The 26,179-nt window shown below is 60.4% G+C and carries 22 protein-coding genes; 8 read left to right on the forward strand and 14 right to left on the reverse strand.

The genetic code is table 11. From position 1 onward, the window contains the following. Positions 1-171 precede the first annotated feature (171 nt). Positions 172-906: a phosphoadenylyl-sulfate reductase gene (locus QF043_RS06185; protein WP_307417852.1), complete on the reverse strand. Its 735-nt coding sequence runs from the start codon at positions 904-906 to the stop codon at positions 172-174. A 151-nt stretch (positions 907-1,057) separates the two neighbouring features. Between QF043_RS06185 and thrH the strand changes: the two genes are divergently transcribed. After that, positions 1,058-1,675, forward strand: a complete 618-nt coding sequence (gene thrH / locus QF043_RS06190) for a bifunctional phosphoserine phosphatase/homoserine phosphotransferase ThrH (protein WP_065929901.1) — start codon at positions 1,058-1,060, stop codon at positions 1,673-1,675. Between the two features lie 108 nt (positions 1,676-1,783). Here thrH and QF043_RS06195 read toward each other — a convergent pair whose 3' ends face one another. The 6 genes from QF043_RS06195 to QF043_RS06220 form a co-directional block, all read right to left on the reverse strand. Continuing rightward, positions 1,784-2,140 (reverse strand): type II toxin-antitoxin system HigA family antitoxin, encoded by a 357-nt coding sequence (locus QF043_RS06195; protein ID WP_305454916.1) that lies wholly within the window; start codon positions 2,138-2,140, stop codon positions 1,784-1,786. Beyond that, positions 2,140-2,442: a type II toxin-antitoxin system HigB family toxin gene (locus tag QF043_RS06200; protein ID WP_307417855.1), complete on the reverse strand. Its 303-nt coding sequence runs from the start codon at positions 2,440-2,442 to the stop codon at positions 2,140-2,142. Before QF043_RS06200 ends, QF043_RS06195 begins: the two co-directional genes overlap by 1 nt. A gap of 227 nt (positions 2,443-2,669) precedes the next feature. After that, positions 2,670-4,013 (reverse strand): aminodeoxychorismate synthase component I, encoded by a 1,344-nt coding sequence (gene pabB, locus QF043_RS06205; protein ID WP_307417856.1) that lies wholly within the window; start codon positions 4,011-4,013, stop codon positions 2,670-2,672. A 185-nt stretch (positions 4,014-4,198) separates the two neighbouring features. Further along, the gene (locus QF043_RS06210) at positions 4,199-5,185 is read right to left on the reverse strand and encodes an alpha-L-glutamate ligase-like protein (protein WP_307417857.1); all 987 of its coding nucleotides are present in this window, start codon (positions 5,183-5,185) and stop codon (positions 4,199-4,201) included. Further along, positions 5,185-6,717 carry an inactive transglutaminase family protein gene (locus tag QF043_RS06215; RefSeq protein WP_307417858.1) on the reverse strand — a complete coding sequence of 511 codons (1,533 nt, stop codon included), beginning with the start codon at positions 6,715-6,717 and terminating at the stop codon, positions 5,185-5,187. Before QF043_RS06215 ends, QF043_RS06210 begins: the two co-directional genes overlap by 1 nt. Positions 6,718-6,722: 5 nt before the next feature. Then, positions 6,723-7,256 (reverse strand): ATP-dependent zinc protease, encoded by a 534-nt coding sequence (locus tag QF043_RS06220; RefSeq protein WP_058422048.1) that lies wholly within the window; start codon positions 7,254-7,256, stop codon positions 6,723-6,725. A 272-nt stretch (positions 7,257-7,528) separates the two neighbouring features. Between QF043_RS06220 and QF043_RS06225 the strand changes: the two genes are divergently transcribed. From QF043_RS06225 to prpD, 6 genes are all read left to right on the forward strand, one after another. Beyond that, the gene (locus tag QF043_RS06225) at positions 7,529-8,242 is read left to right on the forward strand and encodes a GntR family transcriptional regulator (RefSeq protein WP_056861578.1); all 714 of its coding nucleotides are present in this window, start codon (positions 7,529-7,531) and stop codon (positions 8,240-8,242) included. Next, the gene (prpB, locus tag QF043_RS06230) at positions 8,239-9,132 is read left to right on the forward strand and encodes a methylisocitrate lyase (RefSeq protein ID WP_307417859.1); all 894 of its coding nucleotides are present in this window, start codon (positions 8,239-8,241) and stop codon (positions 9,130-9,132) included. The genes QF043_RS06225 and prpB overlap by 4 nt, the downstream gene beginning before the upstream one ends. 42 nt (positions 9,133-9,174) lie before the next feature. Beyond that, positions 9,175-10,302, forward strand: coding sequence for a 2-methylcitrate synthase (gene prpC, locus QF043_RS06235; RefSeq protein ID WP_307417860.1), 1,128 nt, complete (start codon positions 9,175-9,177; stop codon positions 10,300-10,302). A gap of 197 nt (positions 10,303-10,499) precedes the next feature. Next, on the forward strand, positions 10,500-13,094 hold the full coding sequence (gene acnD, locus QF043_RS06240; RefSeq protein WP_307417861.1) for a Fe/S-dependent 2-methylisocitrate dehydratase AcnD: 2,595 nt from the start codon (positions 10,500-10,502) through the stop codon (positions 13,092-13,094). Positions 13,095-13,104: 10 nt separating this feature from the next. Beyond that, entirely contained in the window at positions 13,105-14,295 is a 1,191-nt protein-coding gene (gene prpF, locus QF043_RS06245; RefSeq protein WP_307417862.1) for a 2-methylaconitate cis-trans isomerase PrpF, read from the forward strand. Between the two features lie 227 nt (positions 14,296-14,522). Next, positions 14,523-16,007: a 2-methylcitrate dehydratase gene (prpD, locus tag QF043_RS06250; protein WP_307417863.1), complete on the forward strand. Its 1,485-nt coding sequence runs from the start codon at positions 14,523-14,525 to the stop codon at positions 16,005-16,007. A 161-nt stretch (positions 16,008-16,168) separates the two neighbouring features. On the opposite strand, the gene QF043_RS06255 is transcribed toward prpD, so the two are convergent. Both QF043_RS06255 and QF043_RS06260 read right to left on the reverse strand, forming a co-directional pair. Next, positions 16,169-17,491, reverse strand: a complete 1,323-nt coding sequence (locus QF043_RS06255) for an AAA-associated domain-containing protein (RefSeq protein ID WP_065929890.1) — start codon at positions 17,489-17,491, stop codon at positions 16,169-16,171. A 14-nt stretch (positions 17,492-17,505) separates the two neighbouring features. Then, on the reverse strand, positions 17,506-19,251 hold the full coding sequence (locus QF043_RS06260) for an ABC transporter permease subunit (RefSeq protein ID WP_307417864.1): 1,746 nt from the start codon (positions 19,249-19,251) through the stop codon (positions 17,506-17,508). Positions 19,252-19,458: 207 nt separating this feature from the next. Between QF043_RS06260 and QF043_RS06265 the strand changes: the two genes are divergently transcribed. Then, positions 19,459-20,490: a hypothetical protein gene (locus QF043_RS06265; protein WP_307417865.1), complete on the forward strand. Its 1,032-nt coding sequence runs from the start codon at positions 19,459-19,461 to the stop codon at positions 20,488-20,490. Positions 20,491-20,551: 61 nt separating this feature from the next. Here the strand turns inward: QF043_RS06265 and QF043_RS06270 are convergent, their stop codons facing one another. The 5 genes from QF043_RS06270 to QF043_RS06290 are packed head-to-tail and all read right to left on the reverse strand — an operon-like array spanning position 20,552 to position 26,037. Beyond that, complete coding sequence (locus tag QF043_RS06270; protein ID WP_307417866.1) at positions 20,552-21,283, reverse strand: alanyl-tRNA editing protein; 732 nt, start codon at positions 21,281-21,283, stop codon at positions 20,552-20,554. Positions 21,284-21,285: 2 nt separating this feature from the next. Further along, positions 21,286-22,278: a serine O-acetyltransferase gene (locus QF043_RS06275; protein ID WP_056861570.1), complete on the reverse strand. Its 993-nt coding sequence runs from the start codon at positions 22,276-22,278 to the stop codon at positions 21,286-21,288. A 37-nt stretch (positions 22,279-22,315) separates the two neighbouring features. Next, entirely contained in the window at positions 22,316-23,230 is a 915-nt protein-coding gene (locus QF043_RS06280) for a PLP-dependent cysteine synthase family protein (protein ID WP_099486696.1), read from the reverse strand. Between the two features lie 15 nt (positions 23,231-23,245). After that, entirely contained in the window at positions 23,246-25,108 is a 1,863-nt protein-coding gene (gene moeB / locus QF043_RS06285) for a molybdopterin-synthase adenylyltransferase MoeB (RefSeq protein WP_307417867.1), read from the reverse strand. Between the two features lie 35 nt (positions 25,109-25,143). Next, complete coding sequence (locus tag QF043_RS06290; protein ID WP_017134754.1) at positions 25,144-26,037, reverse strand: DMT family transporter; 894 nt, start codon at positions 26,035-26,037, stop codon at positions 25,144-25,146. Positions 26,038-26,179 lie beyond the last annotated feature (142 nt).

Consider the following 26,179-nt stretch of genomic DNA (forward strand, 5'->3'; position numbering starts at 1 on the left):
CACATAAATGGCACTTATGGTTACATTGGTGTGTACATTTCTATGGACTGCCAAAAACAAAATGTGGGAGCGGGCTTGCTCGCGAAGGCGGTGTGTCAGTCGACTTATAAGTGACTGATCCACCGCCTTCGCGAGCAAGCCCGCTCCCACACTTTTTTACCGCGTTATATCTCAAGCCTTGCTGATGATATTCCCAGCATGCAGGCCACATTCCTTCTGCGTGGCCTCTTCCCACCACCAACGCCCTTCGCGCTCGTGCTGGTTAGGCAATACCGGGCGGGTGCAGGGCTCGCAGCCGATGCTGATAAACCCGCGCTCATGCAGGCTGTTGTAGGGCAGCTCCAGCATGCGGATGTAACCCCAGACTTCCTCACTGGTCATCTGCGCCAGCGGGTTGAATTTGTACAACGTACGTTCCGGAGTCGAAAACGCCGTATCGATCTCCAGCGCCGCCACCTGGCTGCGGGTGCCGGGGCTCTGGTCGCGGCGTTGGCCGGTGGCCCAGGCGCTTACGTCGGACAGTTTGCGCCGCAGCGGCTCGATCTTGCGCACGCCGCAGCATTCGCCATGACCGTCCTTATAGAAACTGAACAGGCCCTTTTCCTTGACGAAGGGTTCCAGCTTGCTCTGGTCCGGCGAAATCAGCTCGATGTCGATCTTGTAGAAGTCGCGCACCTGCTCGATAAACCGGTAGGTCTCCGGGTGCAGGCGGCCGGTGTCGAGGCTGAACACCTTGACGTTCTTGTTCAGCTTCCAAGCCATATCGACCAGCACCACATCCTCGGCACCGCTGAAGGAAATCCACAGGTCATCACCGAACTGGCTGAATGCCAGCTTGAGAATCTCCTGGGCGGATTTGTTGGCATAAGTCGCGGCGAGTTCAGCGACATCGAAGGCTTGGTTCATCAGGACGGTTCCTACAGGTCAGTGGCGCTGAGCGCTCTATAGGGGAGCGATGGTATCAAAATCCGCTCTGCGTTGCGGCGCCGCGCTTGAATCGCTAGAGTTCGGCAGTCCTTTTGCTCGCTCAACTAATAACATCCAATAGGAGTGTCTTGTGGAAATTGCCTGTCTCGACCTGGAAGGCGTGCTGGTCCCTGAAATCTGGATCGCCTTCGCCGAAAAAACCGGTATTGAATCCCTGCGGGCCACCACCCGTGACATTCCCGACTACGACGTGCTTATGAAGCAGCGTCTGCGCATTCTTGACGAGCATGGGCTCAAACTTGCCGATATCCAGGAAGTGATCGCCACCCTCAAGCCGCTGGACGGTGCCATCGAGTTCGTCAACTGGCTGCGCGAACGCTTCCAGGTGGTGATTCTGTCGGACACCTTCTACGAATTTTCCCAGCCATTGATGCGCCAGCTGGGTTTCCCGACCTTGTTGTGCCACCGCCTGATCACTGATGAGAATGATCGAGTGGTGAGCTATCAACTGCGTCAGAAAGACCCTAAGCGCCAGTCCGTGCTGGCGTTCAAGACCCTTTACTACCGCGTGATCGCCGCTGGAGATTCCTACAACGACACCACGATGTTGGGTGAAGCTGACCGTGGGATTCTGTTTCATGCGCCGGAAAATGTGATTCGCGAGTTCCCGCAGTTCCCGGCGGTGCACACCTTTGAGGACTTGAAGAAAGAGTTTATCAAGGCATCGAATCGGCAGTTGAGCCTGTAATACACCCAGCGCTGTTGATGGCCCCATCGCAGGCAAGCCAGCTCCCACCTGAATGCGGTCAGTCTGTGGGCGCTGGCTTGCCTGCGATGAGGCCCTTGCGGCCGTTGACTAACCCCCGGCCAGTAACCGCTCATAGGGAATGCTCAAGCCATCATGCAGCCGCTTGATCATCGACAGGCTCAGCTTGCGTTTGTGGTTCAGCACCTCTGACACCCGCCCACTGGTGCCAATGAAGGGCTCCAGATCACGGGCTGTCATGCCTAATTGCTCCATGCGGAATCTGATCGCCTCCACCGGGTCCGAAGGTGGCATGGGAAAGTGTTCCGCCTCGTATTTTTCGATAAGCACGGCGAGAATTTCCAGCTCGTCACCCTCAGGCGAGCCGATGTCCGCGCCCCAAAGCTGCTCCACACGCGCAAGGGCGGCAGTCAGGTCTTCCTGGGAATGAATCGGTTTGATGTTCATCACACGGTCTCCGCGTTGATCTGGTCGTACTGCACATGGGTTCCCACGAAGCGCACGAACCCCAGTTGTCGTTGATAGTCGATCGCCATGATCACTCGATACTTGTTGCCGCCCACGTTAAAAACAACCCTGCCGCCCTTGATAATGCTCGCCGTTCTAAGCGCTGCCTTGAGAGCCTGTGGCGTAGGGTAAGTGGTCTTCTCCATATGGCGATACAGTTCGACCAGCGGTGTTTTGGCATCGGTATAAGCGGGATGGCTTTCCCAGAATGTCCTTAAGGTAGAGAGGGCTATTATCCGCATCGCTGTACCCTCCCAATTTGGGAGATATTAGGTGGGGTTAGTGTGAGATGCAATCTCGGAATTAATTTCTGACGAATAGGCATGCGCTTCATGTGATCCTTCACAGGTGGCGGGTGGACGGTCTGAGCCGGACGCTATCCGCCCGCTCATGCTCCGTCCACAGCCGTTCTGATTCAGGTTTTTTCTGTCGCTGCGCGCCGCGTACGAGCGCCAGGAAAGGCGGGGTGCTACAGGTTTTCCAACGTGTGTAACAAGACCCGTACTTTGGTCAGTGACTCTTGATACTCCGCCTCCCACTGCGAGTCCGCGACAATTCCGCCGCCGCCCCAGCAGTTCACGTGCCCATCCTTGACCAGCAGACTGCGGATGGCGATGGAACTGTCCATCTCGCCGCGTACATCCAGATACACCAGCGAGCCGCAGTACAACCCGCGTCGGGTCGGCTCCAGCTCATCGATGATCTGCATCGCGCGGATCTTCGGCGCGCCGGTGATGGAGCCGCCAGGGAAGCTGCCGGCGATCAGGTCGAGGGCGTCTTTGTCGTCGGCCAGCACCCCGGTCACGCTGCTCACCAAGTGGTGCACATTGGGGTAGCTTTCCAGGCTGAACAACTCCGGCACCTTCACCGAGCCGGTGCGGCACGTGCGGCCGAGGTCGTTGCGCAGCAGGTCGACAATCATCAGGTTTTCGGCGCGATCCTTGGGGCTGGCCAGGAGTTCGGCGGCGTTGGCGGCATCCTCTTCGGGCGTCAGACCCCGCGGGCGGGTGCCTTTGATCGGGCGGGTCTCCACCTGGCGTTCGCTGATCTGCACGAAGCGTTCCGGCGACAGACTGAGCACCGCGCCGTCATCCGGCAGGCTCTGAAACCCGGAAAACGGTGTAGGGCAGGCCTCTCGCAGCGCGCAATACGCCACCCAGGGATCACCGGCACAGGGCGCGCGAAAACGTTGCGCAAAGTTGACCTGGTAGCAGTCGCCCGCCTGGATGTAGGCCTGGATACGCACGATGGCCTGTCGGTAGGCCTCGGGCGTGAGGTCCGGCGCCATGGGACCGTTCAGCTTGAAGCTGCCAGATGACTCAGCCGTTGGTTGCCCAAACAGGTCGAGCAACCGTAGCCGTTCGCTGTCGGCCAACGCGGGGTGGAATACCAACTGGCTGGTCTGCACCTGGTGATCGCTGATCAGCGCCCAGGCATACAGCCCGAAGCGCGCATCCGGCAGGTGCAGGTCATCCACGGCCCAATCAGGCAGGTGCTCCAGGTGCCGGCCAAAGTCGTAACTCAAGTAGCCAATCAGGCCGCCAGCAAAGGGCAGCGCATAACCTGCCGGCAGCTCCGCTTCGCCCAACTGCGTCAGGTTTGTCCTTAAGCGTTGCAGGAAATCACCGCCACTTTCGTCAGGCGCTACCGTCAATGTCGCTTGCGGCCAGGCGCTGAGCAGGTCATAACGCCCGCGTTCGGCAGCCGGGCGGCCACTGTCGAGCAGCACGGCGCCAGGGGCATGACGAATCGCCGCAAAGTAGTCGGCGGGGTTGGCCAGGTAGGGCAGCGGGTGTACGGAGCAGGTCGACATTGCGGGGTGGATCAGCTGTTGGCGTGGGGGTGGGCGATTGTAGTCCCCTGAAGAGTTTGGTCCTAGAGGGATGTCGGTGATAGCTGGATAGAGGTCTTGCTTGTCAGAAAGCTATCGCAGGCAAGCCAGCTCCCACTGGTTGATCGTGTTCTCATGTGGGAGCTGGCTTGCCTGCGATGAGGCCATCAGCCTTCTACCGCAGGAATATGCCCAAACATTTCCTGCACAAACGTCACGCGTTCTTCCGCAGTTTCCGTCACCCCAGCCGCTTTGAGTTCGTCCAGTCGCGCTTCCACCGCGTGGGTACGCAAGGTTAAACCGCAGTCATTGGCGATCTGGATATTCAGCCCCGGCCGCGCATTCAGCTCCAGGATCAACGGGCCTTTTTCCTGGTCCAGCACCATGTCCACGCCGATATAGCCCAGCCCGCACAGCTCGTAGCAGCCGGCCGCGAGCTTCATGAACCCGTCCCAGTTGGGCAGCTGCACGCCATCCACCGCGTTGGTGGTGTCGGGGTGTTTGGTAATGATGTTGTTCAGCCAGGTGCCGCGCAGGGTCAGGCCGGTGGCGAGGTCTACGCCCACGCCAATCGCGCCCTGGTGCAGGTTGGCCTTGCCGCCGGACTGGCGGGTCGGCAGGCGCAGCATAGCCATCACCGGGTAGCCCATCAGCACGATAATGCGGATATCCGGCACGCCTTCGTAGCTGATGCTCTTGAAGATCTGGTCGGGCACCACGCGGTATTCGATCAGTGCGCGGTCGCGGTGGCCACCCAGGGAATACAAACCGGTGAGGATGCTGGAGATCTGGTGCTCGATTTCTTCATGGCTGATGATCTTGCCGGACACCGTGCGGTAGCGCCCTTCAAACCGGTCGGCCACCACCAGGATGCCATCACCGCCGGCGCCCTGGGCCGGTTTGATCACGAAGTCGCTGCGCCCGCCGATGATTTCGTCGAGCTTGTCGATTTCCTTCTCGGTGGAAATGACCCCGTACATCTCGGGCACATGGATGCCCGCCGCAATCGCCCGTTCCTTGGTGATGATCTTGTCATCCACGATCGGGTACAGGCTGCGCTTGTTGTACTTGAGCACGTAGTCGGCGTTACGCCGGTTGATGCCCATGATCCCTCGCGCTTCGAGGGCCTTCCAGGTTTTCCAGAAGCCGAACATTACGAGTCAGCCTTGAGGAAGGCCTTGAAACGCACCAGCTCGGTGAGGCGATAGCCGCGATAGCGACCCATGGCCAGCATGAAACCCACCAGGATCAACAGGATCGCCGGGAAGGTGAACACAAAGTAAACCAGCTCCGGCACGCTCATGATGATGTGCGCCAGGGCCGCGGCGAACAGTGTGCCCACGGCCACTTTCAATGCATGGTTGGCGCCGCGTTCTTCCCAGGTGATCGACAGACGCTCGATGGTCATGGTCAGAATCACCATCGGAAACAGCGCCACCGACAGCCCGCGTTCCAGGCCCAGCTTGTGGCTGAACAGGCTGATGGCCGCAATCAGCACCACCACAAAGGTCAGCACCACCGAGAGCCTTGGCAGCATCTGCAACTTCAAATGCTCCAGATACGATCTGAGCGACAGGCCCAGCGCGGTGATGATGGTGAACAGCGCAATGCCGAAGCCCAACTGCGTCTCGCGAAACGCCAGGGCGATCAGCACCGGAGTGAAGGTGCCCAGGGTTTGCAGGCCGATCAGGTTGCGCAGGATCAGAATCACCAGCACGCCGATGGGGATCATCACCATGATCATGAAGGTCTGCTGGGTTTGCAGCGGCAAGCCGTACAACGAGTATTCGAGGAAATTGGCGTCGGTGTTTTCGTCGGTCAGCTTGGCCAGGCGAATCGCGTTCATCTCGCTGTTGTTCAGGCTGAAGGTCACCATGGCTTTCTTGCCGCCCTCCACCGAAATCAGGTTTTCATCACCGGTCCACCACAGCAGGCGGTCGGCAGGCAGGCCCTGCTCGCCGTTTTCCGGGTTGAAGTACAGCCAATCATTGCCGTTGAAGCTGCGCAGCCACAGTTCCGGGGTTTGCGGCTGGTCGGCGACGAGCCGGATAGTGTGGACTTTTTCCACCGGCACATGGGCGATGGACAGCAACAGTTCGACGATCTTGGCTTTGTGCGGCGTGGACGGGTCGCCCGCCAGCAGCAGCTTTACATTGTCGTCGTTGAGGTTGTTGGTGCGCTTGATCGCTTCGGTGATAAAGGTCTCGACGTCGGCCGAATGCTGGCGGATCGGCGCCAGCAGGGCTTCGGCGGCGATTTTTTCCGGGCCTTCGACGGCAATGCTGTCGCGGAAGGTCGGGCCTTTGACCTTGACCTTTTCGCCGCTGTAACGCTTGGTCAACACCAGGCGGTAATACAACGTCTGGTTGCCCTTGGCGCGGCGCGCCGACCAGGTGACCTTGCGGTTGCCGTCGGCGCGGTTGACGCTCACGCCGTAGTTATTGGAAATAAAACTCTCGTTAAGGCTGACGAAGTCGCGGCTCAGGGGCGGCACGAACATCGAGATTTTTACCGGGTCCTTGGGGTTGGCGACGAATTCGACCTTGGCGTCGATGTTCCACAAGTCGTCGGTGGCGTCTTCGGTGACGGGGATCCCCAGCACGAAAATCTGGTAAGCGGTGACCGAAATACCCAATACCACCAGGATGGTGATGAGGATTCTCAGGTGCAGGGTCAAAGAGCGCATTCGGTTTACTCGGCGGTATGAGCGTCGGCGGCGCAGGCGGGTTTGCCCGCTGCGTATTTAAGACTGGGGTCGACCAGCGCATCAAAGCGTTTCAACGCTTCGGAGCCGATCAGCAGCGGGTATTGGAAGGCGCTGCGGTCAGTCAAGTTCACTTCGATGCTGCGTAAAGCGGTGCCCATGCAGATATCCAGGGCAATCACTGGGCGGGCGGTGTAGTTCTTGTCCTCATCGGGGTCGTAGTCACCGGCGCGACGCTTGATCTTGCTCACGCGTGCCAGTGGGCGTTCGATGGGGTGGGAATGGGCGGTGTCGATGGCGAGATAAAAGCGTACCCAGGATTCGCCGTTGCGCTTGAAGCGCTTGATATCGCGGGCGCTCAACGAGGCGGTCTTGGCGCCGGTATCGAGTTTGGCGGCCACTTCCAGGTCGATGCCGGCCAATTTGGCGTATTCATTCAGGCCATACACGGTCTTCTCGGCGGCAACGCCAAGGCCAGGTATGCACAGTAGGCAAATAAGAAGGAAGGGCTTGAGTCTCATAGATCCTGACGCGGTGCAGTGCGATGTTCAATTCAAGGCGACTGGCATTGCTGCGCAAACTCCCTCGTGCGCCGTTTCATCAAGTGATGTCAGGCAAAAGCGGCGGGCATTCTAACATGATGCTTTTCTGGCGCCAGCGCTGGCAGGCGGCCATGCCCCGTGAAGGTGCGGCAAGGGTTATTAGACGATTGTCGACAATGTGTATTTATTCTTTGACTAACAGGGCTTGATTGGCTAGTTTTTGCGGCATTGCTTTTAAAGGTGTCGACAATATGCTGGATCAACTGGAAACGCCGGTGGTGGCGCAAGACGATTCCCAGACCATGTCCGAGAACGTTTTCCGGCGTATCCAGGCCGCCATCGTCAAAGGTGAGATCGCTCCCGGCAGCAAAATCTCCGAACCGGAGTTGGCGCGCACCTACGGCATCAGCCGTGGCCCGTTGCGTGAGGCTATCCACCGGCTCGAAGGCCAGCGCCTGCTGGTGCGCGTGCCTCACGTCGGCGCAAGAGTGGTGTCCTTGAGCCATGCCGAGCTGATCGAGCTGTATGAAATCCGCGAATCCCTGGAGGGCATGGCTTGCCGCCTGGCGGCCGAGCGCATGACCGACGCGGAAATCGAAGAGCTGCGCCAGGTGTTGCACACCCATGAGCGCGACGAAGCGTTCCAGGCAGGCCTGGGCTACTACCAACAAGAGGGCGACTTCGATTTTCATTACCGGATAATTCAAGGCGCCGGTAACCGCACCCTTACCCAAATGCTCTGCGGCGAGCTGTACCAGTTGGTGCGCATGTACCGCATCCAGTTCTCCGCCACCCCTAATCGTCCACGCCAGGCTTTTGCCGAGCATCACCGCATTCTTGACGCGATTGCCGATCGCGACGGTGAACTGGCCGAGTTGTTGATGCGCCGCCATATCGGCGCTTCCAAACGCAATATTGCCCGTCACTTCCCGGACGGCGCTCCTTCATCACGAGGTGAGTCATGAGTTCCAACAATAAAACCACTCCAGGCCAGCGTTTTCGTGACGCCGTCGCCAGTGAACAGCCCTTGCAGGTGGTCGGTGCGATCAACGCCAACCACGCCCTGTTGGCCAAGCGCGCCGGTTTCAAGGCGATTTATCTGTCAGGCGGGGGCGTTGCCGCCGGTTCCCTGGGCGTGCCGGACTTGGGCATCACCGGCCTGGATGACGTACTCACCGACGTACGCCGCATCACCGACGTGTGCGACCTGCCGTTGCTGGTCGACGTCGACACCGGTTTCGGCTCCTCGGCGTTCAACGTGGCGCGCACTGTCAAGTCGATGATCAAGTTCGGCGCCGCCGCCATCCACATCGAAGATCAGGTCGGCGCCAAGCGTTGCGGGCATCGCCCGAACAAAGAAATCGTGTCCCAACAGGAAATGGTCGACCGCATCAAGGCCGCCGTGGACGCACGCACCGACGACAGCTTCGTGATCATGGCGCGCACCGACGCGCTGGCGGTTGAAGGCTTGGAGTCGGCGCTGGAGCGTGCCGCCGCCTGCATCGAAGCCGGCGCCGACATGGTGTTCCCGGAAGCCATCACGGAGCTTGAGATGTACAAGCTCTTCGCGTCAAAGGTAAAGGCCCCGATCCTGGCTAACATTACCGAGTTCGGTGCAACCCCTCTTTATACAGTCGATCAACTGAAATCTGCCGATGTTTCCATCGTGCTGTACCCGCTCTCGGCTTTCCGCGCCATGAACAAGGCCGCCGAGAACGTCTACACCGCGATCCGTCGCGACGGTACGCAACAGAAAGTGATCGACACCATGCAAACCCGCATGGAGCTTTACGATCGCATCGACTACCACACCTTCGAGCAGAAGCTCGACGCGCTGTTCGCCGCGAAAAAGTAACGAACGCGCCTCCCTGAATAACTACAAAATTGGAGAAGAACCATGGCTGAAGCAAAAGTACTGAGTGGCGCCGGCCTGCGTGGCCAGGTGGCCGGGCAGACTGCACTGTCCACCGTCGGCCAGGCCGGTGCCGGCTTGACCTATCGCGGCTACGACGTGCGCGAACTGGCCGCCGATGCGCAATTTGAAGAAGTCGCCTACCTGCTGCTCTACGGCCAATTGCCGAGCAAAACCGAATTGGCCGCTTACAGCGCCAAACTCAGCAAACTGCGCGACCTGCCGGAAGCGCTTAAGGAAGTGCTGGAACGCATCCCCGCCGACGCCCACCCGATGGACGTGATGCGCACCGGTTGCTCGTTCCTGGGCAATATCGAGCCCGAGAAAGACTTCAGCGCCCAGCACGATGTCACCGACCGCCTGCTGGCCGCTTTCCCGGCGATCATGTGCTACTGGTATCGCTTCAGCCACGACGGCAAGAAGATTGACTGCGTGACCGACGAGCCAAGCATCGGCGGCCACTTCCTGCACCTGCTGCATGGCAAGAAGCCCAGCGCGCTGCATGAAAAAGTCATGAACGTGTCGCTGATCCTCTACGCCGAGCACGAATTCAACGCCTCGACCTTCACCGCGCGCGTGTGTGCTTCAACCCTGTCCGATTTGTATTCCTGCGTGACCGCCGCCATCGGCTCGCTGCGCGGCCCGTTGCATGGCGGCGCCAACGAAGCGGCGATGGAGATGATCGAGCGTTTCGGCTCGGCCGAAGAAGCCGTCGAAGGCACCCTCGGCATGCTGGCGCGCAAAGACAAAATCATGGGGTTTGGCCACGCGATCTACAAAGACAGCGACCCGCGCAATGAAGTGATCAAGGGCTGGGCGAAAAAACTCGCCGATGAGGTGGGCGACAAGGTGTTGTTCCCGGTCTCGGAGGCTATCGACAAGACCATGTGGGAGCAGAAGAAGTTGTTCCCCAACGCCGACTTCTACCATGCCTCGGCGTACCACTTCATGGGCATCCCGACCAAGCTGTTCACGCCGATCTTCGTGTGCTCGCGCCTGACCGGCTGGGCTGCGCATGTGTTCGAGCAGCGCGCCAATAACCGCATCATCCGCCCAAGCGCCGAGTACATCGGCGTAGAACAGCGCAAGTTCGTGCCAATCGAACGTCGCTGAATTAGGACACCGGCGATTCTGAAGTGATAACCGAAGCAAAATGTGGGAGCGGGCTTGCTCGCGAATGCGGTGTGTCATTCAACACATCCGGCGACTGTTCCACCGCTTTCGCGAGCAAGCCCGCTCCCACATTTTGATCGCATTCCACCTCGGAGTCAGCCGGCACCTTGTGAACCTACCGTGACCGAGTCCTGACGATGAACACTGAATTTCGCAAACCGCTGCCCGGCAGCCGCCTGGATTTCTTCGACGCCCGCGCGGCTGTCGAGGCAATCACCCCCGGCGCCTACGCCACCTTGCCGTACACCTCGCGCGTACTCGCCGAAAACCTGGTACGCCGCTGCGACCCGGCCACCCTCAACGCGTCCCTGAGCCAACTGATCGAACGCAAGCGCGACCTCGACTTCCCGTGGTTCCCGGCGCGTGTGGTGTGCCATGACATCCTCGGCCAGACCGCGCTGGTCGACCTCGCCGGCCTGCGCGACGCGATCGCCCTGCAAGGCGGTGACCCGGCGCAGGTCAACCCGGTGGTACCGACCCAACTGATCGTCGACCACTCCCTGGCCGTCGAAGCCGGTGGTTTTGACCCGCAGGCCTTCGAGAAAAACCGCGCCATCGAAGACCGTCGCAACGAAGACCGATTTCACTTTATCGAGTGGACCAAAAAGGCCTTCAAGAACGTCGACGTGATCCCGCCGGGCAACGGCATCATGCACCAGATCAACCTGGAGAAAATGTCTCCGGTGATCCAGGTGCGCGATGGCGTGGCCTTCCCCGACACCTGTGTCGGCACCGACAGCCACACGCCCCATGTGGATGCCCTGGGCGTGATCGCCATCGGCGTCGGCGGCCTTGAAGCCGAGAGCGTAATGCTCGGCCGCGCCTCGTGGATGCGCCTGCCGGAAAGCGTCGGCGTGGAGCTGACGGGCAAGCTGCAACCGGGCATCACCGCCACCGACATGGTGCTGGCGCTGACCGAGTTCCTGCGCAAACAGAAAGTCGTGGGTGCCTGGCTGGAGTTCTTCGGCGAAGGCGCTTCGGCACTCACCTTGGGCGACCGCGCGACCATCTCCAACATGGCCCCGGAATACGGCGCTACCGCCGCGATGTTCTACATCGACCAGCAAACCATTGCCTACCTGAAACTCACCGGCCGTGAAGACGAACAAGTCACGCTGGTCGAGCAATACGCCCGCCACACCGGTCTGTGGGCCGATGACCTCAAGGGCGCGCAATACGAGCGTGGCCTGACCTTCGACCTGTCCAGCGTCGTGCGCAACATGGCCGGCCCGAGCAACCCGCATGCACGCGTGGCGACCAGCGATCTGGCGTCCAAAGGCATCTCCGGTCAGTGGGACGAAGTGCCGGGGCAAATGCCCGACGGCGCGGTGATCATCGCCGCCATTACCAGCTGCACCAACACCAGCAACCCGCGCAACGTGATTGCCGCAGGCTTGCTCGCGCGTAATGCCAACCAGCTTGGGCTCACGCGCAAACCGTGGGTCAAATCCTCGCTGGCGCCGGGCTCGAAAACCGTGGCCATGTACCTGGAAGAAGCCGGCCTGGGCCATGAGCTGGACAAGCTCGGCTTCGGCGTGGTGGCGTTTGCTTGCACGACGTGCAACGGCATGTCCGGCGCGCTCGACCCGCTGATCCAGCAAGAAATCATCGACCGCGACCTGTACGCCACGGCCGTTTTGTCGGGTAACCGCAACTTCGACGGGCGTATTCACCCATATGCCAAGCAAGCCTTCCTGGCGTCGCCGCCGCTGGTAGTGGCCTATGCGATTGCCGGTACCATCCGTTTCGACATCGAAAAGGACGTGCTGGGCCTGGATGCCGACGGCAAGGAAATCCGCCTGAAAGACATCTGGCCGAGCGACGAAGAAATCGACGCCGTGGTCAAGGCCTCGGTCAAGCCGGAGCAGTTCCGCGCCGTCTATATCCCGATGTTCGCGATCCACGAAGACACCGGCCCCAAAGTCGCGCCGCTGTACGACTGGCGCCCGCAAAGTACCTATATCCGTCGCCCACCGTACTGGGAAGGAGCGTTGGCCGGTGCGCGGCCGCTCAAGGGCATGCGCCCGCTGGCGGTACTGCCGGACAACATCACCACCGACCACCTGTCGCCGTCCAACGCGATCATGCTCGACAGCGCAGCGGGTGAATACCTGGCGAAAATGGGCCTGCCGGAAGTCGACTTCAACTCCTATGCAACTCACCGCGGCGACCACTTGACCGCCCAGCGCGCGACCTTCGCCAACCCGAAACTGTTCAACGAAATGGTCGTGGAAAACGGCAAGGTCAAGCAGGGTTCCCTGGCGCGCATCGAGCCCGAAGGCCAGGTCACGCGGATGTGGGAAGCCATCGAAACCTACATGGAGCGCAAGCAACCGCTGATCATCATCGCCGGCGCCGACTACGGCCAGGGCTCGTCCCGCGACTGGGCGGCCAAGGGCGTGCGCCTGGCCGGGGTGGAGGCGATTGCCGCCGAAGGGTTCGAGCGCATCCACCGCACCAACCTGGTGGGCATGGGCGTGTTGCCGCTGGAGTTTTTACCGGGCACCGACCGCCACACACTGAAGATCGACGGCAGCGAAACCTATGACGTGGTCGGCCAACGCACCCCGCGTGCGCAACTGACGCTGGTGATCAACCGCAAGAATGGCGAACGTGTCGAAGTGCCGGTGACATGCCGCCTGGACACCGCCGAAGAAGTGTCGATCTACGAGGCGGGCGGCGTGTTGCAACGTTTCGCCCAGGACTTCCTGGAATCGGCGGCGACCGCTTAAGGGGATAAGCATGGCACATGCAGCGCAAATCAAGATCCCCGCCACCTACATGCGTGGCGGTACCAGCAAGGGCGTGTTTTTCAGCCTCAAGGACCTGCCCGAATCGGCGCAGGTGCCGGGTGCTGCTCGCGATGCCTTGCTGTTGCGGGTCATCGGCAGCCCCGATCCTTACGACAAGCAAATCGACGGCATGGGCGGTGCAACCTCCAGCACCAGCAAAACCGTGATCCTGGCCAAAAGCACCCGCGCCGATCACGACGTGGACTATCTGTTTGGCCAGGTCTCCATTGACAAGCCGTTTGTCGACTGGAGCGGCAACTGCGGCAACCTCTCGGCGGCGGTGGGTTCGTTTGCCATTAGCGCCGGTCTGGTTGACCCGGCCCGCGTGCCGCACAACGGTGTGGCGGTGGTGCGGGTGTGGCAGGCCAATATCGGCAAGACCATCATCGCTCACGTGCCGATCACCGACGGCGCGGTGCAGGAAACCGGTGACTTTGAGCTCGACGGCGTGACCTTCCCGGCCGCCGAAGTGCAGCTGGAGTTCATGGACCCGGCAGCGGAAGAAGAGGGCGGCGGTGGCTCGATGTTTCCCACCGGCAACCTGATCGACGACCTGGAAGTGCCGGGTGTCGGCACCTTCAAGGCGACGCTGATCAACGCCGGCATCCCGACCATTTTCATCAACGCCGAAGACCTCGGCTACACCGGCACCGAGCTGCAAGGTGCGGTCAACAGCGACCCGAAAGCACTGGCGATGTTCGAGACCGTGCGGGCCTATGGCGCGTTGCGCATGGGCCTGATCAAACACCTGGACGAAGCCGCCCAGCGCCAGCACACGCCGAAGGTCGCGTTTGTGGCCAGACCTTTGGATTACGTGGCGTCCAGTGGCAAGGCAATCAAGGCCGGTGATGTGGATTTGCTGGTACGCGCACTGTCCATGGGCAAGCTGCACCACGCGATGATGGGCACGGCGGCGGTGGCGATTGGCACGGCGGCGGCGATTTCCGGCACCCTGGTCAACCTCGCGGCCGGTGGTGTGGAGCGCAACGCGGTGCGGTTCGGGCACCCGTCCGGCACTTTGCGCGTGGGCGCCGAGGCCACCCAGGTAAACGGCGAATGGGTGGTGAAAAAAGCCATCATGAGCCGCAGCGCACGGGTGCTGATGGAAGGTTTCGTGCGCGTCCCCGGCGACGCGTTCTAAAGACCCACACAATCCCTTTTGGGGAGTGGGCTTGTGTGGGAGCGGGCTTGCTCGCGAATGCGGTGTATCAGTCACCTTATGTGTAGATGACACACCGCATTCGCGAGCAAGCCCGCTCCCACAGGGGTTCAACACTATCCGCACTACCAAGGCGGGCAACCAGACCGGCCTTAACATGATCAACCGTGAGCCCGAGGACTAACCCCAACCCACTTTGGAGTACTGCCATGAGCGCCAACGTCGACCAGAATAACCGCCCCGACTACGACCAGGTCCTGCAGGACATTGCCGACTATGTCCTCAACTACCGCATCGATTCCCGGGACGCCCTGGACACCGCCCGCAACTGCCTGATGGACACCCTCGGCTGCGGCCTGCTGGCCCTGCGCTTCCCCGAGTGCACCAAGCACCTGGGGCCGATTGTCGAGGGCACCGTCGTGCCGTTCGGCGCGCGTGTGCCGGGTACCTCATTGCGCCTGGACCCGGTCAAGGCCGCCTGGGACATTGGCTGCATCGTGCGCTGGCTCGATTACAACGACACTTGGCTTGCCGCCGAATGGGGCCACCCTTCGGATAACCTCGGCGGTATCCTCGCCGTGGCCGATCACGTGTCGCAAAAACGTGTGGCCAACGGCGACGCACCACTGACCGTGCGTGCAGTGCTGGAAGCGATGATCATGGCCCACGAAATCCAGGGCGTGATTGCCCTCGAAAACGCCTTCAACCGCGTCGGCCTCGATCATGTGTTGCTGGTGAAAGTCGCCTCCACGGCGGTCACCGCCAAGCTGATGGGCGCCAACCGTGAACAGCTGCTGTCGGCGTTGTCCCACGCCTTTGTCGATGGGCAGGCGCTGCGCACCTATCGCCACGCACCCAATGCCGGTTCGCGCAAATCCTGGGCGGCCGGGGATGCATCGAGCCGTGGCGTGCGCCTGGCCGATATCGCACTGCGCGGAGAGATGGGCATCCCCGGTGTGCTGAGCGCGCCGCAATGGGGTTTTTATGACGTGCTGTTCAGCCACACCAACAAAGACCTCGCACTCAAGCCTGAGGACAAGCGTGGGTTCAGCCTGCCCCAGCCTTATGGCACCTATGTGATGGAAAACGTGTTGTTCAAGATCAGCTTCCCGGCCGAGTTCCATGCGCAAACGGCCTGTGAAGCGGCGGTGACCTTGCACCCGCTGGTCAAGGATCGTCTGCATGAAATCGAACGCATCGTGATCACCACCCACGAGTCGGCGATTCGCATCATTTCCAAAGTCGGGAAACTGGCCAATGCCGCCGACCGCGACCACTGCCTGCAATACATGACTGCGGTACCGTTGGCGTTCGGCAATCTGGTGGCCGAGCAGTACGAGGATGAATTCCACGCGGCGCACCCGATCATCGATGAGCTGCGCGAAAAGATGGAGATCGTTGAGGACCTGCGCTACAGCCGCGAATACCTGGAGGCCGACAAGCGCTCCATTGCCAATGCCGTGCAGGTGTTTTTCAAAGACGGTACCCACACCGAGCAGGTCGCGGTGGAATACCCGATTGGGCATCGCCGCCGTCGGGTGGATGGCATTCCGTTGCTGGAGGACAAGTTCAAAGCCAACCTGGCCACGCGGTTTACCGCGCAGCGCAGTGGCGAGATTTTTGCGTTGTGCAAGGATCAGGCGCGGCTTGAGGCCACGCCGGTGAATCGGTTTGTGGACCTGTTTGTGATCTGACAAGCGCCCAAAAACCAATGTGGGGGCTGGCTTGTGTGAGGGCTGGCTTGTGTGGGAGCTGGCTTGCCTGCGATAGCATCACCTCGGTGTAGCTGAAAGACCGAGTTGTCTGCATCGCAGGCAAGCCAGCTCCCACAAAAGCGGCTCCCACACTTGGTTTGTTACATACTGCCTTCCACATCATCCAGGCTAAACGTCTCGGTATGGTCGTCATACGAAAAAATCTCCGCATAACGCCCCCACGCAATCACGCTTTCGAGGGTTTTTTCCACGAACGCTTCGGTCATCGAGTCTTCCAGCTCCTGCTCGAAACGCACCCGTGGCGCGCGGTGCCCGCTGCGCTCAAGCAACACCTGATGAATCCGCGCGGCCAGCGGCACGTGTTTGATCAAATGCTCGGCGAACAGGGTTTTGCGTTCCTGGGTGCCGTAGTCGGCGAACAGCTTGCCGGCGTCGGTGAGGGTGATGTCGGCGCCCTTGAGTTCAGCGAAGCCCAAATGCTCGAGCATCTCGGCCACCGGGAACAGGTCATCGACTTCCAGCAAGCGCCGTTCGGCCACGGTCGGCAAACCGGCGTGGCCGTTGTAAGGCTCGGCGGCCAGGGTTTCAATCAGGCCGGCCATCAGGTTGGTGGACACCTCCGGCAGCAGGCTGCCCATTTTCAGCTCGGGTATGCCACGGCTGGCATCGGCGCTGCGTCGGTCGGTCATCAGCGCGTAGATGTCGTCGACCATTTGCCGGAACGTCGGGTCCAGGCGGTTGCGCGGGTGCGCGAACGGCACTTTGATCTCGGCGACCACGCGGCCGGGGTTGGATGACAGCACCAGGATGCGGTCGCACATCAACACCGCTTCTTCAATGTTGTGGGTCACGATCAGGATCGACTTGATCGGCAGCTGCTTGCCGCTCCACAAGTCCAGCAGGTCGGTACGCAGGGTTTCGGCGGTGAGCACGTCGAGGGCCGAGAAGGGCTCGTCCATCAGCAACAATGTCGGGTTGACCACCAGGCCACGGGCAAACCCCACGCGCTGGCGCATACCGCCGGACAGCTCGCGCGGGTAGGCGTTTTCAAAGCCGTCGAGGCCGATCAAGTCGATGGCCGCCAGGGCGCGCCGACGGGTTTCCTTGCGCTCGACTTGCAAGGCTTGCAGGCCGGCTTCGACGTTTTCCAGCACGGTCAGCCAGGGGAACAGCGCAAAGGTCTGGAACACCATGGCCACGCCTTCGGCCGGGCCGTTGAGCGGCGCGCCGTTGTAGCGGACTTCGCCGGAGGACGGCTGGATCAGCCCGGCGATAATGCGCAGCAAGGTGGATTTGCCCGAGCCGGAGCGGCCGAGCATGCCGACGATCTCGCCTTCGTGCAGGCTCAGGTCGACGCCGCTGAGCACTTGCAGCTCGTCTTTACCTTTGCCGAACACCCGGTTGACGTTTTTCAGCGAGTAGATTTGCGGGGTATCGGCAGTGTTTTCGGTGTAGGTAGTCATCACAGCGAATCCCATCAATTCAGACGAAGTTTGTTTTCAGCGATGGCGTACATCGGCCGCCAGACCGCGCGGTTGAACGCCACCACGAAAATCGACATCACCACCACGCCCAGGGCAATTTTCGGAAAGTCGCCGGCGGCGGTGGTTTGCGCGATGTAGGCGCCCAGCCCATGGGCGACCACGTTGTCCTGGCCCCAGGACACGTACTCGGACACGATGCTGGCGTTCCAGGCACCGCCCGAGGCGGTAATGGCGCCGGTGACGTAATAGGGGAAGATCCCCGGCAGCATCACCTTGCGCCACCACAGCCAGCCGCGAATACGGAAATTGGCGGCGGCTTCCTTGAAGTCATTGGGGAAGGCACTGGCGCCGGCAATCACGTTGAACAGGATGTACCACTGGGTGCCCAGCACGATCAGCGGGCTCAGCCAGATATCCGGGTTGAGGTTGTAGTGCAGGATCACGATCACAAACACCGGGAACAACAGGTTCGCCGGAAAGGCCGCGAGAAACTGCGCCAACGGCTGGATTTTTTCCGCCAGCGCAGGGCGCAAGCCGATCATCACGCCCAACGGCACCCAGATCAGCGAGGCGATCAGGATCAGCCCGGCCACCCGCAGCAAGGTGATCAGGCCCAGTACAAAGACATGGCCGACTTCGGCGAAGGTCACTTCGGTGCCGACGTATTGCACGATGTGGTACAGCGCATACGCGGCCAGCAGCGCAATCAGCGTGCCCCACACCCAGTCGATCACTTTTGACGCCGCCGGTGTTTCGGCCGGCAACGCCTTGAACGCGCCACCCGCCAGGCTGAAGCGTTGGTTGCCGATCCGGCTGAAGGCACGGGTGATGGGGCGCAGGATGCGCTGCACGATGCGCGTGCGCTGGATCAGGTTCAACAGCCAGGATTGTGGCGCCGCGCCCTGGGACGCGGTGGTTTCCATGCGGAACTTGTCAGCCCAGGCCACCAGTGGGCGGAACAGCAACTGGTCGTACAGCAGGATCACCACAATCATCGCCAAAATCACGTAACCCACGGCGTGCAGGTCTTTCTGAGCGATCGCCAAGGCCAGGTACGAACCTACGCCCGGCAGGGTGATGGTCTTGTCGCCGACGGTGATGGCTTCGGAAGCCACCACGAAGAACCAGCCGCCGGACATGCTCATCATCATGTTCCACACCAGCCCCGGCATGGCGAATGGCACGTCGAGCTTCCAGAATTTCTGCCAGCCGGAAAGCCGCAGGTTGGTCGACACCTCCACCAAGTCGTGGGGCAGCATGCGCAGCGACTGATAGAAGCTGAACGTCATGTTCCAGGCCTGGCTGGTGAAGATCGCAAAGATCGCCGCGAGCTCGGCGCCGAGTACGCGCCCGGGGAACAGCAGCAGGAAGAACGTCACCGTGAATGAGATGTAGCCGAGCACCGGCACCGATTGCAGGATATCGAGCACCGGCACCAGCAGCTTTTCAGCGCGCCGGCTTTTGGCCGCCAGGGTGCCGTACAGCAAGGTGAACACCAGCGCCGCGACCATGGCCGCGAGCATGCGCATCGTGGTGCGCATCGCGTATTCCGGCAGGTTGGCCGGGTCCAGGGAAATGACTTCACTCTGCAACGTGGCGATGGGCGCCCAGGTTTCCCGGGCCGTGAGGGAGAAAAACAGCAGAAAGCCGATCACCAGCGGCAGCGCGACCAGGTCCCAGCGGTTGGGCAGCAAGCGCAGGGTGGATGCCGGCAGGTAATCGCGGAACACTTTGTTCATAGGCATTCAGTCCTGCAGCGTTCAGGTTCAGGGGCGTAGTGGGGGTGAGCTCAGCTGCTGCACGAATGACCCACCGAGGAGGGCGGGCGCTGTGTTCGTGAGTCAGGGGCAACGCGACGTTGCTGGCGGGATTGTACGTTTCTGAATGTTACAAGCGCATAAATTTGCTGTCAGTTTCCTGTACGAACTGCGGCTTGGGCATCCGTTTTGCGTGCGCTGATCAACCTTCAGGAAAAGGCTGATAGCGCTGCCGACACAATTAGCTACCCACACATCCTGTATTCCAGGAACCGCTTTCAGATAAATGCCAATCAATGGGTCAGATCGCTTGCCGCAGCAAGTCTCTGCCAACCCACCCCTCAGCATTATCTGGATTTGAGAAAGCATCTTATGATTAGCGTAAATACCCCGCCACAAACGAATTACCCTGTGGGCTACGAAGCGTCTCAGCATTCGAAGCCGCCCCGTCAGGAAAGCAAGGCCGATACCTCAAGTGGTGTCGGCACACAGGGCGATGCTGCAGCTCCTCGGCCCCCCATGACGCCAGAGCAGCGCGGTCAGTTATCGAGCCACAACGCCCTCGTTAACCCGCCGCAATCGCAAAAGGTCGGGCCACAGAACGAGACCCTGGAATTGGTGGGTAAAAATAACCAGCTCCTGATCGACTTCAAGGCGTTTATCACCGAATGCCAGGAGAAAATCGTCAAACTCAAAAACGAAATTGTCGAACTGCGTGAGCAACTGAGTGCTCCACGCAAAGGCGCAGACGAGGCCCCCGTCGAACTGCCTCAAACATCTCAAGAGACGCTTAACCCTGTTGGTCAAGACGCTCAGACACCTGAAGTTGCCCAGAATCAAGATCTTGAGGAGCCACTCAAGCTGAATACGCAGTTGCGCGCAGATATCAACAGGCTGATGCAGCAGATGACGGAGGCCTTTGAAGCGTTGGCCAAGGAGCTTAAAAGTATGATTGAGCACGTCAAGAAGGTGACCAAACCTGAGATCCAGACGCCAACGGCGCCGGCGAATAAGTCCACTATGACCACCAGCGATACCCCGGCAGATCCGACCAACGAGTCACCCACGCAGTCGGTGCCCACCGCTGAGCAGTTCAGGGTGGACAACGCTAATATCGAAGCGGGTATTGCTGAGATGAAGTCCTACTACAGCACACAAATTTCAATGCTTGAAGAACAGGTTCAGGTGTTGAAAAAACACCTCAATGAGGCGAAGCAGTAGGGCTTAGCTTTACGTCGGCAAGCGTGGTCTACAGCGCCCACGCTTAGCTGACTCGGGTAATTCATCCCTCAAACCGCAGGATCACCCGGCGGTTGTGCTTGCTCTTTTTCTCGATTTTTTCGCAGTACACCCGGCCGATTTCTTCGGTGTTGATCACATGGGTGCCACCGCATGGCTGGATATCGATCCCGGCGATTTCTATTACCCTCACTGAGCCCTGGATGACCGGGGGCGCCACCGCCTGGGTGCGGGTGATCTGCAGCAGGGTCGAGTATTCCGAAGCGGGCATCGACAGGGTTTTCACTGCATGGGCTTGTTCGATCAAGGCATTGAGGTCGCGGGTGATGCTGTCCTTGTCGAGGGTCATTTCCGGCAAGTCGAAGTCCAGGCGGCCTTTGTCTGCGCTGATGCTGCAGCCGGTGACCGGCGCATCAATGATCGAGCACAGCAGGTGCAGGCAAGTGTGCATTTTCATGTGCTGGTAACGCCGCTCCCAATCCAGGCCGGCATCCACCTGTACGCCGGCCGTCAATGGCTCGGGGCAGTGTTCAACCTGGTGCCAGATGATCGAGCGCAACACCGGGTCGCGCACGGTGCCGGTCACGTTGACCCGCGTACCATCGGCCAGGGTCAGGTGCCCGGTATCGCCCGGCTGCCCGCCGCCGGTGGGGTAGAACAGCGTGTGTTCCAGGGCAATGCCCTGTTCGCTGACGGCAATCACCCGGGCGCTGAAAGCGTTCTGGTAGGGCGCGCTGTCAAACAGCGCCAGGGTTTCCATGGTATGCACGGACATGTTCAACCTCCGACGATCAGTGGGCTGGCTTGCAGCAGGTGACGCACCATTGCGCTCAAGCCAGGCGGGGAGAGCAGGGTGATCTCAAATTCGGGGCCACAGACTTTCAGGTTCAGCGGCAAGCGTGGCAGATGGTCGCCGGTGTCCAGGCGACGCAGGCGAAACTGCAAGTGATGACGCTCCTTTACCGTGGGCTCCAGCATCAGCCCGTGCAAAGGGTGAAAGTCGGCATCCAGCACCGTGACCTTGTGGCTGGCGCTGACTTCGCCGACCACGTGCAAACGCTCATCCAGCGCGAAAGCCCCCAGGTAATTGCTGTGATCCGATTCGGCGTTCTTTTGTAACTGGATCTGGTTGACCACCTTGACCTTGGTGCCCGCCGGCACATCCTGGGTGATCACACACGAAGGGCTGATAAACACGTTGTCGCCAATTTGCACATAGCCCAGTACGCGCGCGCCGGAGCCGACCTCGACGTTATTGCCCAGGCGCGGGTGGCGTTTGCCGTCCGGGTTGTTGGCAATGCCTCGGGCACCGAGGGTCACGCCGCAGAGGATGTAGCAATCGTTGCCGATCTCGCAGGTTTCGCCGATTACGGTGCCGAAACCGTGGTCCAGCACAAAGCGCCGGCCGATCCGGGCTGCAGGGTGGATTTCGGCGCCGGAGAGGATTTTGCCCTGGTTGCTGAGCTTGAGGGCCATGCGTGAGAACAGACCATTGGCCTGGTCGGGAAAATTCCACACCAAGTGTGCCAGCCGGTAGAACAACACCGCCTTGAACGAGGCGTAGGACTCCAGGATCAGCTCGCCCCGCCCACGGGACGCCGGGTCGCGGTAGGCATAGGCAATCAAGTCCTCTGCCACGGCCTGTGCGGCATTCTGGATCAATGGCGCCAAATGCGGTTCCAACTGCTTCATCTGCGCCGGCGTCAGAGTCTGGATGAGGTGGGTCAGCAACTCATCGTGCAGCTGTTGCATGTCGATAAAGCCCCCCATGGAGGCACCCCCACAGTCTTGATGGTTGGAAAACCGGTTATTCGAAATTGGGCAGGTAGCTGTCGGCATTGTCGTAGACCATGGTCAACACCACCGTTTCGGGCGGGAGTTCGGGGGCGAGTTGGGCGATGGCTACCATGTTGGCGGCCGAAGACAAACCCAGGCTGATGGCGTCGGTGCGCATGATGCGTTTCATCATGTCGATGCACGCCAGGCGCGAGACCTTGAGCATGCCGTCAATGACACCCACGTTAAGAATGCTCGGGATCAAGCCGATCGACAGGCCCTGGATATGGTGCGGCGCGTGCTGGTCCTTGAGCAGGTCGCACTCCTCCGGTTCCACACCCATGACGCGCATCGCAGGCCAGGCCGCCTTGAGGGTTTCGCCGATGCCGGTGATATGGCCACCGGTGCCGATGCCGCTGACGAAATAGTCCACGCGCTGTTCACCGAAGGCGCGGAGGATTTCCGGTGCGGTGGTGTCGCGGTGGGTCTGCGGGTTGGCGCCGTTGCGCTGCTGGTTGAGCATCACGAAATTGGGGTTTTCCAACTGCAGTTCCATGCACTTTTCGCCGTGGGAATTGTTCCCGAGGCGGCTGTCCGACAACACCACCTTGGCGCCGTACAAGCGCAGCAGTTTCTGCTTTTCGGGGCTGTAGTTGTCAGGGATCACCAGCACCACTTTGTAGCCCAGCACATTGCCGGCCATCACCAGGCCAATGCCGGTATTGCCGCCGCTGGGCTCGATGATGGTTTGCCCGGAATCGCGAATCAGCACGCCGCGGCGTTCTGCGTCGAGGATCATGCCCAGGGCGATACGCGCCTTGTGGCTGCCGCCAGGGTTGAGGGATTCGAGCTTGGCATAAACCTCGATGCCGAGGTCTTCGGAAAACTGCGCCAGGCGCACGATCGGCGTATGGCCGATCACGTCGAGAATGGAGTTATGCAACATCGCTCAGCCCCCGGATCAGTACAAAGGCATGTCGGGTTCGACGTCGCGAACCCAATGTTTCATGCCGCCCTGCAGGACCTTGGTATTGGCAAAGCCGGCGGCCAGCAAGGTGCTGGCCGCTTGCTCGGCGCGGGTTCCGGCGTAGCAGATCAGGTAATGGGTATTGTCGCGGCTCAGGCTGCCCAATTGCCCGTCCAGTTCGGCCAGGGGTATATGCACCACGCCCGGCAACTTGCACACTTCCAGCTCGCTGGCGTCGCGCACATCCAGCAACACGTCGGCGCTGCGTGGGTGTTCGAGCAGTTGCTTGAGCACGCGCGGTTTGATGTAGCGCTCTTCGGCCAACGCGGGCTGGCTCGGGACGGCATCCGCGCACACGGCTGGCGCGACGTTTTCGCTGTGGCGCAGGTCTGAGCAGCATGGGCAGTCGGCGCGGCGTTTGAAGCGGATCTCGCTGAACTTCATGGCCAGCGCGTCGAAGCGCATCAGGCGGCCCGACAGCGGTTCGCCGATGCCGATGAGTAATTTGATCGCTTCGGTGGCCTGGATCATTCCGACTACACCCGGCAGCACACCGATCACGCCACCGGCGCTGCAATTGGGTGCCAATTCGGCCGGCGGTGCTGAAGGAAACAGGCAGCGGTAGCACGGCCCGCCTTTGTAGTTGAGCACGCTGATCTGCCCATCGAAACGGTAGATGGCGCCGTACACCAACGGCTTGCCCAATTGCACGCAGGCATCGTTGACCAGGTAGCGGGTGTCGAAATTATCAGTGCCGTCGATCACCAGGTCATACGCGCCGACCAACTCCAGTGCATTGTCGGCGTTGAGGGCGGTGTTGTGGGCATTGATCTGGATATGGCTGTTGAGGTCTTGCAGCCGCCGCTTGGCTGACTCGACCTTGGGCATGCCGAGGGTGCTGTTGCCGTGCACGATCTGGCGTTGCAGGTTGCTGCTCTCGACCACGTCGAAATCCACCAGGCCCAGGGTGCCGATGCCGGCTGCCGCGAGGTACAGGCTGATGGGCGAGCCCAGGCCGCCGGTGCCGATGATCAGCACCTTGGCTTTTTTCAGGTTCAACTGGCCTTCACGGCCAACGCCGGGCAGGGTGATGTGGCGCACGTAGCGCTGGACTTCTTCGTTGCTCAGTGCGTCGACGTCCATACCGCCGGAGGTGGCCAGCAGCACTTCGATCCTGGCCTTTTTCGGCAAGGGTTCATCGGCGCCGATCAATGCTTCCTCGGCGGTGAACAGGAAGTGTTCCTTGAGCTGGTTGTTGTTTTCGTGGAACAGGTGCGAGCGCAGCTGTGGGTGGCTGCTGCAGAGGTTTTCAATGACTTCGCGCAATGTCGATCCAGTGCCCTCAAGGGTCGATTCCGGCAGCTTGGCCACGCGAACCAGGATATCGGGGAAAGAGACAGCGTTCATGGACAACTCCGTGTGCAGGTCGTTGAAGGGTTTAAGGGCGAATTGCTTGCCATCCCAGGCAAACAGCTTTGAGCCCAGGGCCTGGCCCTGGCGCACGTCCACCACCAGGTAGCTGACGGGGTGGATCGGCTCACCCAGGAACAGTGCCTTGTCCTGGTCTTCATCACTGAAATAGGCGCCGACGTCCGGGTGGGAGTGGTAGATCACCACCACCGGGTTGTCGCTGCGAAACGCCTTGTTCAGCAGCAGGGTGTCGGCCACCGAAAAGGTATAGCCATTGGCCGCGCTGCGCGGGTACATCTCGGGGTTCTTGTGGTGCAGCTCATTCTGGATATTGTTGCCCAGGTACACACTGCCATCGGCGAAGACAAAACCGCAGCATTCGTCCGGGTAGCTGCGGCTGGCGTGGGCATAAATCTGTTCCAGAGCGGTGGGGCGGAGGACTTCCATGTTTCTCTCGCGTTGTTGTCGTTGTGGTTTAAGGGTCAATTTTTTTTGGCCAGGAGTTTTTCAACCGGCAACTTGGTGATCGCAAAACCCGCCAGCAGGATGGCCGAGTACAGCATCAGGTCACGGGAAATTTCTACGCCTTCGTACCAGGCGCCGATGATCACCGCGAACACCGGGAAAATAATGAACACGAACGACAAAATGATCGGGCTCAAACGTTTGAGCAACATGAAATACACAATAAACCCGCCCACCGACGCCACCAGCCCCAGGTAGAACAGCGCACTCCAGGAGCGCAGGGTGATGTTTTCGAAGGTCGGTGTTTCAAACCACAGGCCGGCCACGAACAGCATCAGCCCGGCGATACCGATGGGCAGTGTGTTGTAGGTAATCACGCTGATGGCGCTGCCTTTTTGCTTGGTGATGACGTAGCACAAGGCATGCATGATCGCGGCGGTCAGAATCGCCAGCACGCCGAAGAATTCGGCGTGGTCCAGGTGCAGGCCCTGGCTCTTGATGATCATGTAGAGGCTGCCGAAACCGATGCCGATGCCGACCACCTGGGAAAAGTAGATGCGTTCGCGCAAAAACAGCGCGGAGAAAATCAGGATGAACACCGGCATGCAGCTGAACAGCAGCGCGGTGAGGCCGGACGACACATGCATTTCGCCGTAGTTGAGCAAGTAATAGGGAACGCTGAAATACGACAGGGTCACAAATACGAAGAACCAGCGGCTTTCACGCGGGAACAGGATCGGCTCGCGGCGCACCAGGGCAAAACACAGGAACAGCGGGAACGCGATCAGAAAGCGCAGCCCGGCAGACGTCAGCGGCGGCACGCTTTCGACGGCGATCTTGATGCCCAGCCAGGTGGTGCCCCAACTCAGGCACACGATAAGAAACATCACGCTGGTGACCAGACCAGCCAACCACTGTTTCTGATTTTTTGTTTTTGTAGTGTTTTCAAGAACGGCGGACATTGGCATCGTTTATTGCTTCCCTGAGCCGGAATTGAACTCTATATTGACTGTGTATTAAGTTGTTTCATCCGGTGATTGAACCCGTAAAAGC

The organism is Pseudomonas sp. W3I7 (assembly GCF_030816095.1).
Lineage (GTDB): Bacteria > Pseudomonadota > Gammaproteobacteria > Pseudomonadales > Pseudomonadaceae > Aquipseudomonas > Aquipseudomonas salomonii.